The organism is Gemmatimonas aurantiaca (genome assembly GCF_037190085.1).
GTDB classification, from domain to species: domain Bacteria; phylum Gemmatimonadota; class Gemmatimonadetes; order Gemmatimonadales; family Gemmatimonadaceae; genus Gemmatimonas; species Gemmatimonas aurantiaca_A.
Window position 1 is genome coordinate 57,842 of record NZ_JBBCJO010000012.1, and the last position, 18,339, is coordinate 76,180.

General features: G+C 65.8%; 12 protein-coding genes. 5 read left to right on the top strand and 7 right to left on the bottom strand.

The window, feature by feature from the left end; all coding sequences use genetic code 11:
- Positions 1-3,210 (bottom strand): heparinase II/III family protein, encoded by a 3,210-nt coding sequence (locus WG208_RS14940; protein ID WP_337172181.1) that lies wholly within the window; start codon positions 3,208-3,210, stop codon positions 1-3.
- On the bottom strand, positions 3,207-4,904 hold the full coding sequence (locus tag WG208_RS14945; RefSeq protein WP_337172182.1) for a peptide ABC transporter substrate-binding protein: 1,698 nt from the start codon (positions 4,902-4,904) through the stop codon (positions 3,207-3,209). The genes WG208_RS14940 and WG208_RS14945 overlap by 4 nt, the downstream gene beginning before the upstream one ends.
- A 21-nt stretch (positions 4,905-4,925) precedes the next feature.
- Here WG208_RS14945 and WG208_RS14950 point away from each other — a divergent pair, with 21 nt between their 5' ends.
- Positions 4,926-5,900, top strand: a complete 975-nt coding sequence (locus WG208_RS14950; RefSeq protein WP_337172183.1) for an ABC transporter permease — start codon at positions 4,926-4,928, stop codon at positions 5,898-5,900.
- Positions 5,901-5,949: 49 nt separating this feature from the next.
- Complete coding sequence (locus WG208_RS14955; protein WP_337172184.1) at positions 5,950-6,792, top strand: ABC transporter permease; 843 nt, start codon at positions 5,950-5,952, stop codon at positions 6,790-6,792.
- Between the two features lie 269 nt (positions 6,793-7,061).
- Here WG208_RS14955 and WG208_RS14960 read toward each other — a convergent pair whose 3' ends face one another.
- Entirely contained in the window at positions 7,062-7,535 is a 474-nt protein-coding gene (locus tag WG208_RS14960; protein WP_337172185.1) for a hypothetical protein, read from the bottom strand.
- Positions 7,536-8,526: 991 nt separating this feature from the next.
- On the bottom strand, positions 8,527-11,382 hold the full coding sequence (locus WG208_RS14965) for a glycoside hydrolase family 38 C-terminal domain-containing protein (protein WP_337172186.1): 2,856 nt from the start codon (positions 11,380-11,382) through the stop codon (positions 8,527-8,529).
- A 218-nt stretch (positions 11,383-11,600) separates the two neighbouring features.
- Here WG208_RS14965 and WG208_RS14970 point away from each other — a divergent pair, with 218 nt between their 5' ends.
- The 3 genes from WG208_RS14970 (at position 11,601) to WG208_RS14980 (ending at position 14,601) form a co-directional block, all read left to right on the top strand.
- On the top strand, positions 11,601-12,233 hold the full coding sequence (locus tag WG208_RS14970; RefSeq protein ID WP_337172187.1) for a VTT domain-containing protein: 633 nt from the start codon (positions 11,601-11,603) through the stop codon (positions 12,231-12,233).
- 125 nt (positions 12,234-12,358) lie between these two features.
- Positions 12,359-12,964 (top strand): superoxide dismutase, encoded by a 606-nt coding sequence (locus tag WG208_RS14975; protein ID WP_337172188.1) that lies wholly within the window; start codon positions 12,359-12,361, stop codon positions 12,962-12,964.
- A 497-nt stretch (positions 12,965-13,461) separates the two neighbouring features.
- Positions 13,462-14,601: a hypothetical protein gene (locus tag WG208_RS14980; protein ID WP_337172189.1), complete on the top strand. Its 1,140-nt coding sequence runs from the start codon at positions 13,462-13,464 to the stop codon at positions 14,599-14,601.
- A gap of 48 nt (positions 14,602-14,649) precedes the next feature.
- Here WG208_RS14980 and WG208_RS14985 read toward each other — a convergent pair whose 3' ends face one another.
- The 3 genes from WG208_RS14985 to speA all read right to left on the bottom strand — a co-directional run bounded on the left by WG208_RS14985 (position 14,650) and on the right by speA (position 18,317).
- The gene (locus WG208_RS14985; RefSeq protein ID WP_337172190.1) at positions 14,650-15,540 is read right to left on the bottom strand and encodes a permease; all 891 of its coding nucleotides are present in this window, start codon (positions 15,538-15,540) and stop codon (positions 14,650-14,652) included.
- 96 nt (positions 15,541-15,636) lie between these two features.
- Positions 15,637-16,362: a YIP1 family protein gene (locus WG208_RS14990; protein ID WP_337172191.1), complete on the bottom strand. Its 726-nt coding sequence runs from the start codon at positions 16,360-16,362 to the stop codon at positions 15,637-15,639.
- A complete protein-coding gene (gene speA / locus WG208_RS14995; protein WP_337172192.1) occupies positions 16,359-18,317 on the bottom strand; it encodes a biosynthetic arginine decarboxylase in 1,959 nt (652 codons plus the stop codon). Before speA ends, WG208_RS14990 begins: the two co-directional genes overlap by 4 nt.
- Positions 18,318-18,339 lie beyond the last annotated feature (22 nt).

The window sequence follows — 18,339 nt, forward strand, 5'->3', positions numbered from 1 at the left end:
TCAGGGCAGATGCAACGTCAAGGCGCTCCGCGGGTCCTCCCGGTCACCACGCAGGTAGGCAAAGCCTCCTCCCCCGCCCAGGACCAGTTGGCCGAGGCGTCGTTCGCGTCCGTCGATGGCTTCGTTGATCACGAGTTGAAAGCCGACCACCCGATGTCCATGTCCATTGGCCTCCGTGACTGGTAGGGCAGCCAGCGACCAGACCAGCTGGAGATCCCAGCCATCGGGGTGCGATTGCCACTGACACGTGGGCTGACCCACGGGTTCGGGTCGATTGTCCGTGTTCACCAGCGCCGTGAGTCGGACACCTGCGGGCTCGGGAGTGCCATGTGGTTCACCGCCGAGCAGCGCCACCAGACCGGCGGCATTCCAGGTGCGCCCATCGCCGGTGACGTACCACTGTACGCCGCTCACGTTCACATCCGCCCGTTCGTTGTCGAGCGGATTGTCCGGCATGGCGGCCGTCGAGCCGGTGCCCCAGCGCGGCGAAGCCGGCGGCGCCTCGCCGGTCATCCCCAGCCGCATGGAGAGGCGGGCCACCAGCACGTCGTCGGTACACAGCAGCGCCACACGCGCCGACGGAGCGTGGGTGGCGCTCCATGGCCACTCGGTGGGCCGATAGTTGGACGCCGCAAGCGTGACCACCGTCGCCCCGGTCAGTGGCTCCCGTAACGACGGGACTGCCGCCCGGCCTGATCGTGGCACGGTGATGGATGGACGTTCGGCCAGGGACGATGGAGTCCCCGTATCGGAATCCCCGTCGGGTGCGGGTGCGGGTGCGACGGTATCGACCGCTGGTGCCGCCGCCGACGCGAGTGCATCGAGATCGATGCTGCTGCGCGCGTGTCGTGCCGTCAGCGCGATCTGCCAGCCGGTGTCGGTCGGGCGGTGTTCACTGATCGTGCCATCCACCGTTTCGATGCGGACCACTGCATCGGAGGGCGCATGGCTGGCGAGGGGAGAGCCGGCAGGTGACAGTCGGGGAAAGGACACACGGTGCACCGCGGATGGGCTGCCATGCCGTTCATGCAGCGCCCAGCTCCATACGCCCACGATGCAGCCCCGTGTGCCGGTCACTTCGAGCCAGTGGCGTGGGACCATGCGTAGCGACGGATCCTGCCCTGGGTCGTTGACCGATGTCCCGGTCGCCGCGGCCCCGGCGCTTCCCGCACCGAGGGGCGGTGACGGCGCATCCGCCCGCAACAGGCGCATGGGCGCACTCGCGGCATACCATACCTGTGTCGCGTCGGCGATTTGTTCGGCGCCTCGTTCGGAGTCTGGTCCGTCGCCTCCCGTGGTGCGCGGCACGAGTTCGACGGGAACACCGGCCGATGACGTCGTGGCGCCCGCGCCGGCGTCCACTCCGGAACGCTCATCGGCATCGACGGCAATGGCCAGGCGCGCCTGCTCCACCCGGCGCAAAAAATCGAAGCCGTCTTCGAGACCACCCGCGCCCTCGCGGATCGTGGGCTCCCACGCGGCCACTGACGGCACCGTGGCCGCGCCCGCGACCGGCAGCGTGATCACCACCGATTCCGGCGCCTCCCATTCCAGCACATCCACGAGGTGCCCGTCACACACCACCACCGTGCGGGTGACGATCACCCCAGGCGCGATATCGTGTACACGTTTGCGGATCCAGCCCGCACCACCGCGGTCCTCGAACGCCAGCAACGTGGCCGGCTTCCGCTGCTGCGACCGGCCATTCACCAGGGGCGCGTGATGGGCGAGCGTGCTGCGATACCAGTGCAGTGTACGCTCCACATAACTGCCCGTGCCGGGGTCATCGAGCCAGCGCTCCGTGTTGGTCTGCAAGGTGAGCGCAAGCCGATCGGGATGCCCATGACCTCCACCGGTCTCGCCACCTTCCAGCGCGACATACACCTGCCCTCCGTCGCGACGGATGACGGCCAATCCCTGCGATGGCAGACAGGCACTCGGCAACGTCAACAGGGTTCCTGACGCCTCCGTCGAAGTTCCGGCCGAGCCGTCCACGGTCTGCCTCGATGCACCCGATGCCGTCGCCGGCGTGGTCTTCGTGTGTGCATCCGCCATGAGCAACGCCCGCCACGACAGATCGGCCCGCGACAACGGTCCTGGCGCATCATGACGCTCGGCGTCGGCGGTGGAAAGACGTCGACCGGCGCGCGGAAAAACCGAGGCATCGACACCGGGTGCATAGAGACGTGACAGCAGCGCCGCGAGGACCGGGTCCGCCCGATACGCCTGCCCGAGTTCGCAGTACTCCGCGATGCGCCACTGACGTATCGACACGGCATACTGCGCGTCCCGGCGTGCGGGCAGTGTTTCGTCGGGCAACACTCCCACGAACGGCGTGAGAAAGCCGCGATGGAACCGCTCATCGAGCACGGCCGGCAACATCCGACCGGTAGCCCGCAGCCACTGCACCCCATACCACAGTCCGCGATGGGCGAAGAGATGGTAGTTCTCGCCTTCGTACCAACTGCCATCGGCCAGCAATCCGTGTTCCAGCAACCAGGGCAACGATTGTGGCGCCGTCAGTCGCGCGTCGACCTCCCGCTCACGCCCCAGCAGCGTCCAGGCACTCAGGATCGCGATATCGTTCCACACCTGCCGATTGGAACGCCCCTCGGGAAATCCGGCAATGAGCGCACTGGATGGTGTGAGCAGCCGGTCGCGGACGACATCACTCACGACCTGCCGTCCCGCCGTTTCCAGCAACGATAACGCATGACAGGCGTTCAACAGCCAGATCGATTCGAGATACGTGCTGAAGAACGGACGCGAAGGCCCGAGCACGTTGTCGCGATTGGGCCATGTGTCATACCGGTCGGCGAGTTCCCGCAGGATCGACTCGGCCAGCTCCGCGTGCGCGAGGTCTCCGCGCAACAGGAACAGCGCCGCGGCATGCACCGCCCGTTCCACCGTCCAGAGCTGTGCATTCATGGCCCACCAGTCGTCGTGCTCCGGGCGCTGGTAATCACGCGCACAGAAACGGCAGCGATGCGATCGGGGCTGCCAGGGATCGAACTCCAGCAACACGCCATGCACGGGACACCGGCCGCCAATCCGGGTGAGTCGCGCCTTTCCGTCGGGAATGGGGAGTGCTGCGGCCTGCTGCAGCGGCACGAGTTCCGCCGCGAGGCCATCCGCCAGTGCGGCGAACACCCCGCCGGGCGCAACGGCCCGACGCCGAGTCTGCACATCGAAGGCGAGCAGCCGGGTCATTCGCGGGTCCACTGCGTCACCGAGGTCAGTTCACCGCGCAGATCCATCACGACATGCTGCAAACGGCGTGAGACACCCTGCACGCCCCGCGCGTGATAGAGCCACGCGACCGGCATGGATTCGGCGAGCAGGCGGTCGACGCTGCGCCAGGCCGCCCCCTGCTCCGTCAGCGAAGCGCCACGTGCGATATCGAGTGCCTGGTCCAACCGCCCGTCGTGAAAGCCCGTGTAGTCGAGTGCCCCGCCCCGCTGACGCGTGGCGAACATCGCGGACAGATGCCCGAGACCGATGTCGCCCGGGATACCGGTGACGGCCATGTCGTATTCGCCCTGGTGAGCCTTGTCCGCGTGACGTACCGTGCCGAGAAATGTGGCGAGCTCCATCACGCGGATGGAGACCTCGATACCACGTGCCGCGAGATCGGCCTGCACCAGTTGTTCGACGGCCATGTCGCCGCTGCCGACCGTGAGCAGTGTGATGCGCAATGGCATGCCATCGCGCGTGCGCGTGCCCTTGACGCTCGCGTTCGTGGCCGCGCCCGTGACGTCGCCGCGTCGCCATCCGCTGGCGTCCAGCAGCGAGTCGGCCTGCATCTGCGCGGCGAGACGTGCCGATCGCGCGGCATCCGCACCGGCATTGGAGTCGGCGTCGCTCTCCGACACGACATCGGAGAATGGCAAGCCCGGTGGAATCGCCCCCGTCGCCGGTGTGGCGTAACCGGCCACGGCCGCCTGCACCAGTCGCGCGCGGTCGATCGACAGGGACACGGCTCGACGCACACGCACATCGTCGAACGGCGATCGTGTGGTGTTGAACGCCAGCACCTGCGAGAACAGCACCGGCGGCGTGAGCAACCGCAGCAATGAGTCCCGCGCGACCAGATGGGCCATGGCGGGAGACACACCAGCCAGATCGAGCTCCCCACTCACCAGCCCGGCGAACTTGGTCGCCGCCTCGTCGACCACGGCCACCACCAGTCGTGCGAGATGTGGGGGACCGCCCAGCGCGGCGGGGAATGCCTCATTGCGTACGAACTCCCATCGGCGACCGGGGACACGACCGGCAAACCGGAATGGTCCGCTGCCCACCGGATTCGTGGAGAACGCGTGTGACCGCCACCGCGCGCGTGGGACGCTGTCCAGCAGGTGTCGTGGCACGATGGGCAGTTCGGCAAAGATGAGCGGCAGCGTGGGTTGCGGTGTCAGGAACTGCACACGCACCGTCTGACTGTCCGGGGTCGCGATGCGCTGCACGATGGACACATCCGCCCGGCGCGGCGATCCCAGGGCGGAGTCGGCCGCGGCGTCGAATGTGAACGCCACGTCGTGCGCGGTCATGGGCTCACCGTCATGCCAGCGTAACTCGGGGGCAAGCGTGAAGGTCACCGCGCGTCGGTCGCTGTCCCACTGCCATCCCCGCGCCGCATAGGGCTCCGGCTGCAGTAGGCTGTCCAGCCGCACGAGCGTCACGAACACGGCATGGCGCTGCAACTGTCGGGACAGCGGATGAATGGTGATCAGCGGATTGCCCGATTCGAGATCGGTTCCCGATGCCATCACCACGGTGCCCGGTGCACGCGGCGGCGCCCCACACGCCGAGCACAGGCCGGCCAGCAGCCCCATCATCAGTCCGATCGGAAGCCGCGCGCGCACCCGGAAGCGCCGCGCCCATCGTTTCCGGGTTGACGTTCCCATCCCCGATGCGATCATCCTGCCGTGCGCCGATTCTCATTGCGCGTGTTCGACGCGCTCGTGCTGCTCTGGCTCGTCATCTCCATCACCTTCGCGCTCATCCATCTGGCGCCGGGTGATCCGGCGACGTTGCTGATTGCGCCCACCGCATCGGCCGACGAGGCAGCGCGCCTGAGAACCCAACTGGGGCTCGACGCCCCGCTTCCGGTGCAATATGTGCGCTGGGTGCTGGACGTGCTGCGGGGCGATCTCGGCGTCAGTCTCACGCGGGCCATGCCGGTCACCGCGGTGATCGCGGAAGCACTGCCGGTGTCGCTGTTCCTGGGCGGCGTGTCGCTGGCCATCACCTTCCTGGCCGGCACGCTGCTGGGCGTGTGGCAGGCGTTGCGCGCATCGACGATGCTGGATCGTGCGATGTCGGTGCTGGGCACCGTGCTGTATGCCGCCCCCAGCTTCTGGCTCGCGCTGGCGCTCGTCACGCTGTTCACATCGGGGGTGGTCTGGCTGGAGCTTCCGGCCTGGATGCGGCTCCCCGCCTTCGGCATGCAGGACCCGGGCGCCGACGTGCCCACCTGGATGGATCGGTGGCGACATGCGGTGTTGCCGCTGCTGGTGCTCAGTGTGCCCGGCGTGGCCGGTGTGACCCGGTTCGCGCGACAGAGTTTTCGTGAAGCCGCCGAATCGCCGCACGTGACCAGCGCCACGGCGCGTGGGCTCTCGCAACCGCGTGTGGAGTGGCATCACGTCGTCCGCAATGCGCTCACGCCGCTGGTCGTGCTCTTCGGACTCACGTTGCCGGGCGTGATCGCGGGTTCGGTGTTCGTCGAGCAGGTGTTCGCCTGGCCCGGGCTCGGACGCACCATGCTGCAGGCCATCGCCGGTCGCGACTATCCGGTGGTGCTGGGTCTCACGCTCGTGTACGCGGCCACGGTGATCACCTCCAATCTGCTGGCGGACGTGCTGCTATGGTGGCTCGATCCGCGGCGGCGCACGGCGTGAGGCATTCGCGTGAGCGTTTGCATGAGCGCGGTCCCATGAGGGCGACCACATGAGCGCTCCCGATCGTCGCGTGTGGGCCGGTGGTGCGACGCTGATGCTGCTGGTGCTCTGCGCGCTGCTGGTGCCGTGGATGGCCTCATCCGAATCGCGGGATATCGGCGACGTGCTCGCGACGCGGCTGGTCGCGCCCTTCTCACGGGACGCCCTGGGCACCTGGCATCTGCTCGGCACCGATGCCTTCGGACGTGATCTCTTCGTGCGATTGTGGGTGGGCGCGCGCATCTCGCTGCTGGTGGCCGTGGCCGGATCGGCATTGTCGGGCGCCATCGGCATCGCGGCCGGCGCACTGGCCGGCTGGGCGGAGGGATGGCCCGACCGCATCATCACCGCGTTGGGGGATGCATTGCTGGCCATTCCCCGTCTGGTGCTGCTGCTGGTGATCGCCGCGCTCTGGGGACCGGGGCTCTGGGTGGTGATCGTCGTGCTGGGTCTCACCGGTTGGATGGCGGTGATGCGCCTCGTGCGCGCCGAGGTGCTGCAGGTGCGGTTGCAATCGTATGTGGAAGGCGCCGATGCCCTGGGTGTGCCGGCCCCCCGTGTGTTGTGGCGTCATGTGCTGCCGAATGCGCTGGGCAGTGCGACCGTGGCCATGACCCTCGGCGTGGGCAATGCCATCGTGCTCGAGAGTGGGTTGTCGTTTCTCGGTCTCGGTGTGCAGCCGCCCACCGCGAGTTGGGGCAACATGATCGCCGGTGGACGGGAATGGCTGCTCACCGCACCCTGGATCGCGCTGGCGCCCGGTGTGTTGCTCATCGTGACCGTGGTGGCGTGCACGATGCTGGGGGAAGCCCTCAGGAACAGGCGGATATACCATAAAAACGGTCGAGCTTGACTTGATTGGGAATGGGACGGACATTGGCGTCAGGCGTTGAGCCGCTTGGCCGTTGAGCCGCTCGGCGATCTAACGCCCATTTTCCATTTCACCTGAACGAGGTGCAAGATGAAAAGATGTGCTAAGGTATTCGCAGCGATGATGGCCGTCTCGCTGCTCCCAGTGTCGGCCTCGGTCGCCACGCCCGCTCCGACTCCGCTCCTGTGCACGGAGGATGGGCCGTGCGCAACTCCGAATCCCAACGTGGATTGTTGGGATGGGATCTGGCATTACAACACGTGCGCCTCGACCTGCATTTGATTACGGTATGGGGCCTCGTCATCTGACGGGGCCCCATAAGTCTTGCCAACCAATTTTCTATATTCGTCATGCGGGACATCATTCCATCGGCGCTCTTCATTGTGACCGCGCTGATAACTCAAAACACAGCGATCGCCGCACAGCCAGTAGCTAGAGACTGGCAACTTCCATCGACCCCCAGTCTGGTGATCGGTGACGCCGATGGACCTTCCGAGCGCATATTTGGACGTATCGTCGGGGTTGTCCTGCTGTCCGATGGAACTCTTGCTGTCGCTGACCAGCAGGCCCTGCAAGTCCGTTTCTTCGGAGTGGATGGCCGGACGATCAAGACGGTTGGGCGCGCAGGTGGAGGTCCGGGCGAGTTCCGTACCATTCTGTCCCTGCACCGATGTGCCGGAGACACGGTTGTGGTCTATGATCCTTTCGCCATGCGCCTCACGCATCTAGGACCACGGGGAGATCTGATCCGCACGACGAATGTTCAGTCCTTCTCTGAGGGAGGTGCTCCTCCCTATGAGCTGACCTGCAATGGCCGAGGGCAGCTACTGCTTGTCAATCGGTCGCCTGCACCACCGGAGGGAATCGGCCCACGCCGTCCTCTGGTGCGTCTTACATTGGCCGATGGTAAAGGATCTCCCGTTTCCATCGACACTGTTCGCGCTTCGGAGCGGTACTTCAATGGACAGAGTGACTTCCCCCGTCCCCTTGGCAAGGTGACAGCAGCGGTACTCTCCGGGAGCCGCGCATACGTGAGTACTGGAGACCATGGCGGTGTGCGTGCATACGATCTCACTGGACGTTTCCTCGGCGTCGTCGCACCGACGCCGAGCACTCCCATCCGGATCTCCTCGGCGCAACTGAATCGTTTCATCGAGGATGAACTGGATCGGTATGGCACAGGAGATCGCAGTACACGGGAGCGCTTCCTGCGGTCACTGCCCTACAACACCGAGCTTCCCGCACACCGGCGACTACTCGTCGATGCACACGATCGTCTCTGGGTCGAAACCTATCCTACTCCTGGTGCCATATTCATACGATGGACCGTGCTGTCACCGACCGGACAGAGAATCGGTGCGGTGAATGTCCCTGCCGAATTCCATCTATACGATGCCAACGGGGATGGGATCGTTGGAACTGGATTGTCGGCAGGCGGTGTCCCGCAGACCTGGAGATTTACACTGGATACCCGCCGGAGTGGCGCTCGCTGAGTCGTACGAACCGGCGAGCGCCGAGCCAACGGGGCCGACGGCGTATCGCATGACTTAGATGAGTAGCGCATCACCACCGAGTTGCGCCGGTCCATCAGGCAGATGTCACCAGCGGCCATCCACTTCTTCGATGCCCGTGACGGTGAACGTACCGCCATCCGCCTGCCTCCGGCCCACATCCGCAGTTATCCAGTCCAGAGTCGGGGCTACCCCCTTCGCTCTATCAGAGGGTGCTTTCGGGTGCCCGCCGGACGAGGAAGGTCACGATCCCCCGCGGACCCGTCGAGAAGGACATGTCCTGCTCACAGAGCATGGCCTCGCCGATGGGCGTTTCATCGAGCCGGCACGGCGTGGCCGCCCACGGTCCCGGAAACGGCAAGCGCCAGGTGCCCGCGACATCACGATCGAGGCAGTTCACTGCGCGCAATATCACGGCCGCGGGATCGTGCCGTGAAATGGTTACGGCGCTGACGTCGAGCCCATCCCCATGCAGTGACGGACCGGCGAGCAGCAATGACGTGTCTCCGATGGTCTCATGCTCTACGGCGCTCATGCGCAAGTCACGCCACGTCTCCCCCATCAACGGCAGCAGGAGATCGTCGCTCGCCTGAGCGAGCCCGGCGGGCACGAGTTCGTTCATGTCGTCGATCAGCAGCAGCGCCACCCGCGCAGTGTACTCACCCTGGCACTGCGCGTCCGGAGTGCTCGCCGGCCAACCGGCATGCCCCGGCCGCTCCGGGATGGATGACCGCGACAGTTCGCCGATGGCGCGCAGGAGCGTCACGCCGAGTTTTCCGTCGGCCACATACCCTTCGGCGAGTCCGTCGGACAACAGCGCGGCGCCGCGGGTGCGCGTGTGCTGCAGCAACCAGCGATGGAGCGGCATGCCGTCCGGCACGCCTTCACGGGCATGCGACGAAGGCAGAATGGGCGCGCGCACCACGGGGCCGAATGCGGCATCGGCAAGCACATCGCCATCGTGAATATCGGTATGCCACACCAAACGCGTGCGATGGTCCGTGCGCTGATTGTGCATGTGCACGCGACACTCCACGACATCACTGCCGGCGTTCACGCGGAGTGTGGTGGTCACACGGATGGCACCACGAGGCGTGCCTGGCGCCGAGCCATCGCCCAATGTCCACACGATGTCCACCGCTGCACGCAGCGGGCCCCGTTCACGAATCCGTACCGCACGGACGGCCAGGCGTACGGACACACCAGGCGACGGGGTGTAACTGTCGCCCGTATCAGCGCACGATTCCACGCGCAGGGCGTCGTGCAGCGTCCGTTGCGGCGTGGCGATCGTGACGATGCCGTCACGCGTCACGTCGACGCGCACACACCCATTGTCGAGCCGGGTGCGCTCCCCGTCCTCCTTCACCTGCACGGGCAGCGGCGCCGCATCGTTCGGTATGGTGTCCAGTGACATGGGGTCCAGATGTCCCACCCGCAGCCCCATCGCCGGCACCTCCGGCATCCACGCGAGCATCCGCTGTTCGACCACGAGATCGTTGTCCGGATAGTGCTGCGGCGACTCCCGCCGCTCCCAGGCCAACCTGGGTGAACCCAGCGGCTGAACGATCAGCGTACCGGTGCGGGGCACGAGAAGATCGCGTGGCAGATCGCGTGGCAGATCCAGTGGCAGCTCGCGCAGCAGATTGTCCGGCAGTTCAGGTGTCCGCGCATCGGCACTGGCCGGCCCCACCGGTACATCGGCGATGGTGGTGCGGAGCGTGAGATGGGTCAGCCCTCCGCGCGCCCGGGCGGCGCGGTTGCGTATCACCACGGGCGCCTCTCCGGGTGTGAGCGCGCGTGACCGGGCGTCGACCACGTCGTGCTCCAGCGCCAACTGCAACGCGGCCTCGCGAAGTCCGCGTCCCTGCTCCGCCACGCCTTCCTGCGCCACGTCCATGGCCCGCGCGACCGCGTCCACCGAACAGCCGCACAGCGTGTCGTGCGGATGCATGGCCAGCAACGACTCCCACGCGGTATCCAGCAACGCCGGCAACTGGGCCATGGTGAGACGCGCCGATGGACTCACCGCACGATGGGCGCCGAGCCGGTCGTGCAACACCGCCAGTGCCAGCCACGGCTCCACGTCCCGCAGCAGTCCCCGCTCGAGCCGGGCATTGTGCCGCTTCTGGTGGGCACGCGTGGCAAGCGTGCCGCCGAGCGTCCAGGTGTAGCCGTATGAATCGCGCAGTTCACCCGCGACCCGCGGCAGGACCCCGGCCTGCGCACAACGGGCCGCCGCCTCGTGGAATCGATCGGCCCAGGTTTGCAGGGTGGTAGACTGCAGTGTGGTCACCGCTGCCGTAGCGGTCTCCATGACTCCAGCGCTCTCCGCGGCCCCGGCAGCCCGCCGCAACGCCGCGAGCGCCACCGCAAGATCGGGCTGCCGCGCATGATGATCCGCGCCATTGAGCAGCAGGACCACACCGGTGCGATTCCGTTGCGCGAACAGATCCTGCAGCCGACCCCAGCGCTCCGCCGCCGCCATCGCTTCCACCGGAAGCGCGCTGCCGAATTCATAGCCGTCAGGCGGCAGATGGTGCACGAACACCGACGCGCCATCGGGGCCTCTCCATTCGAACGCGTCGGTGGGTGGCAGAGAAGCACCGCCCGCTCCGCGCCACACGACCGCCACCGGCAGTCCAAAGCCGGCTGCGATCTGCGGAAGCGCGGCCGGGTGTCCGAAGGTATCCGGACAGTAGGCCACCTGCGGAGCCCGCGCGCCAAAGCGGCCCAGCACACGCCGACCGGCTTCGAGATTGCGGACGATCGCTTCGCCGCCGGGAATGAGGTTGTCGGCCAGCACGAACCACGGGCCGGCCTCCAGGCAGCCGTCACGCAGCGCCGCCGCCAGCCGTTCGAACCGCTCCGGCCGCACGGTCAGATAGTCGAGCAGCGTGATCGCCTGCCCATCGAGCAGGAAGGGGCCCCCGCCGTCATCGGCCAGCAAGGCATCGATGAGCGCGACCAGCCGCTGCCGGAACCGCGGCAGGGGATGATACCACTCCCGGTCCCAGTGTGTATGCGACACCACACACACCACTAGCGGCGTGGAGTGGGACATCACCGGCCCCGCAGCGGTGTGTGCCGATGCCGGCCTATCCGCCGCCGTCGCCGACGACACCACAAAAACCGGTTTCCCATGGGGAGTCACCCCGGCAAGCTACGCCACCGGTCCTGCCCCGGGCCAGCGCGGCATGGTTGACCGTGTGGTTGACCATCGGAAGACGGGCGTCGAGCTTTCCTCAGCGACACCACCTCCTCTTTCCCGCGGATTGACGCTTGGAGTTCCTGACTCAGTTTTTCGACCGGCTGCGCGATCTGCCGGCGCTGGTGCAGTGGGCCGGTTACTTCGGTCTCACCCTCATCATTTTCGCCGAAACGGGACTGCTGGTGGGATTCTTCCTGCCGGGCGACTCGCTGCTGGTGACGGCTGGCCTGCTCGCGGCTGACCCCGCCTTCGGCCTCAACGTGTGGCTGCTCGGCGCCATTCTCACGGTGGCGGCCATCGTTGGCGACACTGTGGGGTACAACGTCGGCAAGACCGCGGGTCCCCGCATCTTCACGCGCGAGGATTCCCTGTTCTTTCACAAGGATCACCTGCTGCGTGCCCAGGCCTTCTACGAGAAACACGGCGGCAAGACGATCATCATTGCCCGGTTCATGCCGATCGTCCGCACGTTCGCGCCGGTCGTCGCCGGCGTGGGACGCATGGAGTATCGTGCGTTCCTCACGTACAACGTCATCGGGGGCGTGCTCTGGATCTGGAGCATGCTGCTCACGGGGTGGGTCCTCGCCCGCACCGTGCCCACGGTGGCCGACCACGTCGAGAAGGTCATTCTCGTGGTGGTGTTCCTGTCGATCCTGCCCGGGATCATCGCCTGGCTGAAAGAGCGCCGTCGTGTGCGCGCCTGAGCCGGACAGCAGGTCGTGCTCATGCAGGACCGTGCCGCCGCAGAAGCAGTCGCATCAGCAGCAGCGGTACGTGGCATCACGTAGTGGTTTCACAACTGGCTCTTCCTCCCTCTGGAGACACCGAGATGGCTTTTACTCTGCCCGCGTTGCCGTACGCGCCCGATGCGCTCGAGCCCCATATCGACGCACAGACGATGAACATTCACCACGGCAAGCATCACCAGGCTTACGTCACCAATCTCAATGCCGCGATCGAGAAGGCGCCCGAACTGGCGTCGTGGTCGCTGGATGATCTTTGCCGTCGCATCAACGAAGTGCCGGAAGCGGTGCGCACCGCCGTGCGCAACAACGGCGGTGGACACTGGAACCACTCACTCTTCTGGGAGCTGATGGCGCCCAAGGCGGGTGGTGAACCCTCGGGTGATCTGGGCGCCGCGATCACGAAGGCCTTCGGGTCGTTCGCGACGTTCAAGGAGCAGTTCCAGGCGGCTGGCATGGGACGTTTCGGCTCGGGCTGGGCCTGGCTCGTCTCCACCGATGGCAATCTCTCCATCGTGAGCACGCCCAATCAGGACAATCCGCTCATGGAAGGCAAGCACGCGCTCCTCGGTGTCGACGTGTGGGAGCACGCGTACTACCTCAAGTACCAGAACCGTCGCGCCGACTATCTCGGCGCGTGGTGGAACGTCGTGAACTGGGCAGCCGTCGCCAAGCGTTACGCCGCGAAATAGTTGTACGGCCGATCCCGGCCGGTCTCCTCATCGGACCGGCCGGGATTTTGTTGTCCCACCAAGACTCCCGCCAGCTCGGTCCCCACCCACCGGCCCATCGACGCGGGGCAGACACATGGGGAACGTGGCGCCGGCACCAACCGTGCTGTCGACCTGGAGCACGCCACTCGCCCGCTCCGCAAAATCCACCGCCTGGGCCAATGCCATGCCGTTCGCAGCCCGACGCGCTTCGTGGTGAAGAAGGGTTCGAAGATGCGGCCAACACGGCCCTATTGACAAGCGCCGTATGAACTGACCCGGGTCGGCCAATGCATACAGCGGTTCTTCACCAACGTGCATATCGATGCGGATCCCACTGCGCAGAGCGTGGCGAACATGTTCTGCAAGGCAGTCACACGTTCGACGAACGCCGGCGACGAATACCGTCAGCAGTCCGCCAATATGGTGATGCTCATCCCTCTCACACCGAACCCTTCCATCTAAAGAGGCGAAGTTGCATGAGGTTTGCCTCCATTCTCTTGGTGACGCAGGTCCTGCCCTACACCCTCCTGGCGCAAAGCATCCGCCCCGCTCTAACGGCGGCCCGCGAATCGCCACCGGGATCGTTCGGCACGATTGTGGCCGTACGCGAACTCAGCGACACGCGTCTGCTGGTGGTCGATCAGGCCGAGCCGCAGGTGCATCTCGCCACGGGTGCAAAGAGCCCCGTCGGACGCGCGGGGCGCGGTCCAGGCGAATACACACGTGTCCAGAAGCTGGTGGCATTGGGTGGCGACAGCACCTGGTTCGAGGACCCGCAGGCCCGCCGCTGGCATCTCTTCGCGGGAATCACCGGGCTGACATCGGTCGACTTGCGCGATATCACGCCACGAGGATTGCCGCGACTGCTGGGCGCTGACCGGTCTGGTCGGGTATTGTACTCGCTCTCCAGCGGTCGGTACCGTCAAACGCCCGGCATTCCCCGCGTCGAATCGGGCCTCACCGCCGAATCGTTGACGGTATTCGTCCGGGCCCGCGATCCGCGCCAATACAACCGATTCCCCATGGCGGCCCAAACGGTTGCCGGACTCAAAGGGATGAACGCCCTGCAGACGCAGGCGTACCGACCGGTCCTGCCCAATGGCGCGCCGATTCTCTGGCAATTGGTGAGTCCGCTGGCGACGGCCGAGCAGAGCCTGCTCTTCGCTGATGGCTGGATCGTGATCGCATACCTCGACCCCTATCGGGTGGACTGGATCTCCCCCCAAGGCCATCGGACGGCAGGAGCGCCACTCCCCTTCACGCCTGTGCGCACCAGCAATGCACTGCGGCAGCGGATGGTGAAAGCGCATTGGCCAGAGGTCTCTCCACCATTCAGCGAGAAGGATCTCCCGCCGTGGCCCGACGTACTGCCTCCATTCCGGCCCGATGCACTCATCGCCGCGCCCGACGGCTCGCTCCTCATTCAGCGTGTCGTCGATCCCGCATCGAACACCACCGTGTACGACATCATCGACCGATCGGGGAAACTGCTGCGCCAACTGCGCCTGCCGGCCGCCGAACGCATCGTCGGCAGTGGTGCGCGGCACATCTACATCGTGGCACGCGACGACGATGAACTCGAGCGGCTCCGTCAGGTGCGCTGGCCGATGCCCTGAACACCGGCACCGACCAGCGTCAACTTCCCCGACACGATCAAGAAACGATCAGGCCGCGACCGCCTCACCGCTCTCCGGCTTGCGACGCGCCGCCAGCAGCAGCGTGACGGCTGTATAGGCCACCACCACCGCGACCAACCAACGCAGCGCAGAGCCATGCTCGGCGAGGGACTTCACGATGTAGGCCGCCACGAACACCGCCGGCAGGCCGCCGATGATGTTGCCCACCACCGCGCGCGGATCGACCTTGCCCAGACGGATGAACCGGTCGCTGGCGAACGGCATGAGGAACGCGCAGGAGCCCATCATGATGGGGAAGCCGGCCGCGGGATTCATGCCCAGCAGGCTCACGAGCAGCAGACACGGTCCGTACAGACCGATGCCGATGGTCATGAGCACGCCGAGTCCGAAGTTGCCCAGCAGCGCGATGACCAGTTTGACCCCGGTGAGCCCGATGGCATCGCCCCCGCCCGGCAGCGCACCGGCTGCCTGCGCCGCGGTGAGCAGCGCTGCGCCGGCCAGACACAGGCCCATGCCGAACTGGATGTAGCGCGTGGGCCACTTGGACACGAGACCGGCGCCCACCCACGACCCCAGCACCGCCGCCACGATCATGCCGACCAGCGTGGTCGATTCGACCTCCACCACCTGCGTGTAGATGAACGCCTGCGCCAGCGTGGCAAGCGTGTGCCCCGCGTTGAGCGTGCCCGGAATGAGGGCGTCCTTCACCCACTTGAAGGCCCGGTAGATCGCCGTCGTCGTGGCAAACGATCCGATGCCCAGGGTGTCCAGGAAATCCGTCACCACGCCGGTGAGAATGAAGCCCGATGTGGGTTTCATCGAGCCAAGTTTCGGCAGACCCCGCACCAGCGAGACCACGTGATACACGGTCACCATACCGAGACCGATGAGGAGCAGAGACTTGGCGTCGAAGGACATTGCGTGCGGGTGGGGGATGGCGGAGACGGAGGTGGGAAACACGAAGGCGACCGTGAAGCCTCTCCACGGTCGCCTCCAAGAATCGCGCCCGAAACGTCAGGACGCCAGCAGTCCCGGGATCAGCGTGAGGGCCGCGCCCAGGGCCCACGAGATCAGCGACACGATGGCCCCCGTGGACCGCTCCACACGGGCCACCACACTCACGGCGATCGCGATCAGCACATACTGCCAGATCGCGAACACGTCGAGTGTCATCAGAAAGCCCTGAACGACCGGCGAGACGGTGTAGGGGTCGATGAATCGCGCCGGCCCGAGGGCCAGATCGGCCATCGAGTGGGCATTCGCGGAATCGAGGATCGCTCCCTGCGCCGACGTGGCGATGAACCCCAGCAGGCGCGGCGCGGAGGAGATGGCGAGAATGGTCAACGCCTGCCCATACCGCAGTGGCGCCGACATGGTCTTCCCACCCCACATCACGAACAGCGCCCCCAGCAGCGCTCCGATCGGGATGATGAACAGCGGGCCGACCAGGTAGGCGTACTTGGTGATCGAGCGGGTCATCGCCACGGCCTGCTCGGGCATCGCTCGGCCGGACTTGGTCTGCAAGGCGATCTGCAGATCGGCGTTGGCCTCGAGATACGGCTGCACCAGACTGGCCGTGGCGACCGTGACCACGCAGCAGAGCAACGCGATGATCAGCAGGTACTTCCAGGCGTTCGCATTCCGCGTGCGATCGAAAACGGCCGCCGGCGACCAGAACACTTCCAGCAGATCCTCGAACACGCCGCTCTGCTTCGCTGACTCGGTGGAGAATTCACTCATCGTGCGGCCTCTCCCTCCAGATAGGTGTACCCTTCTAGTCCCGCCACATAGTCCGCGATGAAGGCATTGGCTTCGTCACGCGTCAGACGCGACGACCCGTTCACCTTGCGACGGAATGTGGCCAGGAGCTGTGATGCCCCGAACTGCACGTAATTGAGCACTTCGGTCACCGTGTCGCCCTCTACGAGATCGGTGATCTCGTAGTTTCCGGACTCGTTGAGACGCACGTGCACGGCGTTCGTATCGCCGAACAGATTGTGCAGATCGCCCAGGATCTCCTGGTACGCGCCCGTGAGAAAGATGCCGAGGATGTAGTCCTCGCCATCGCGGAACTCGTGCAGTTCGAGACTCGGCCGGCCGTGCTTGCCACCCACGAAGCGATCGATCTTACCGTCCGAATCGCAGGTGACGTCCTGCAGGGTGCCGCGCCGCGCCGGCTCCTCGAGCAGCCGATGGATGGGCATGATCGGAAAGAGCTGGTCGATGGCCCAGCTGTCGGGCAGCGACTGGAAGAGCGAGAAGTTGCAGAAATACCGATCGACCAGCGCCGACTCGAGTTCGGGCAGGATGTCTTCGTAGGTGTCGGGGTCGGACTTGGCGATGCGGTAGATCGCATTCATCGTGGCCAGCCACAGCACCTCGGCCTTGGCCAGACCGCGCAGGTTCAGCACGCCCGAATTGAAGTACTGCCGCGCCCGATCCTTGTCGAACGACGCGTCGTGGAACACCTCGAGCACCTTGCGCGGCTTGGCCGCCCGCTCGGTGAGCGTGCGCCAGTCCTCGTACATCTCGTGCAACAGCGAATGGTCGTCGTCGTCGAGCGCGGGGATGGGCTGCTCGGCCTGCGACTCCACATCGATGACCTTGAGCAGCAGCAGCGCATGATGCGCGGTGAGCGCCCGCCCCGACTCGCTGATGATGTGCGGCATGGGCAGTTCCGCCTCACGGCACGCCTCGGCGATGGTGTACACGACGTCGTTGGCATACTCCTGCAGCGTGTAGTTCACACTGGCATTGTTGGTGGAGTTGGTGCCGTCGTAGTCGATACCCAGTCCGCCGCCCACGTCCACATGCGTGATCTCCACGCCGGCGGCCCGCAGCTCGAGGTAGAATCGCGCCACTTCCTGCAGCCCCGACTTGATGAAGCGGATGTCGGTGATCTGACTGCCGAGGTGGAAGTGAATGAGCTTGAGGATGTCGAGCCGACCCGCCGCCTGCAGTTTGTCGATGAGCTTGATGAGTTCCGCGGAACCGAGGCCGAACTTGCTCTTCTCCCCACCGCTCTGCGCCCAACGGCCGGCGCCTTCGCTGGCGAGCTTGATGCGCACGCCGCACGTGGGCGTGACCCCGAGGTCGTCGGCCACTTCGATGAGCACGTCGAGTTCACTCACCTGCTCGAGCACGATGAAGACCTTGTGTCCGAGCTTCTGCGCCATGAGGGCCAGCCGCATGAACTCGTGGTCCTTGTACCCGTTGCAGACGATGAGATGTTCGGTGCTTTCCGACAGCCCGATCACCGCCTGCAATTCGGGCTTGGAGCCGCATTCGAGCCCCACCCCGTGGGTCTTGCCGAAACGCACGATCTCTTCGACCACGTGACGCTGCTGATTCACCTTGATCGGATACACCGTGGTGTAGCCACCCGTGTACTCGAATTCGCGGATCGCACTGCTGAAACGCCCGCTCAGGGTTTCGATGCGCGACCGCAGGATGTCCGAGAAGCGCAGCAGCACCGGCAGTTGGATGCCCTGCCCTTCGAGATCGGCGGCGAGATCCCGCAGATCGAGTGTCCGCTCCGGATGCCCCGGATCGGGACGCACGATCACATGACCGCGTTCATTGATGTCGAAATAGCCGGCCCCCCATCCTTCCACGTTGTAGAGGGAGCGGGCGGCTTCGAGAGACCAGTCCGGAGCCGGGGGAGGCTCGACGATGGGCGGAGTGCGGGTTGCCATAGGCGCGGAAAGCTAGACGGTT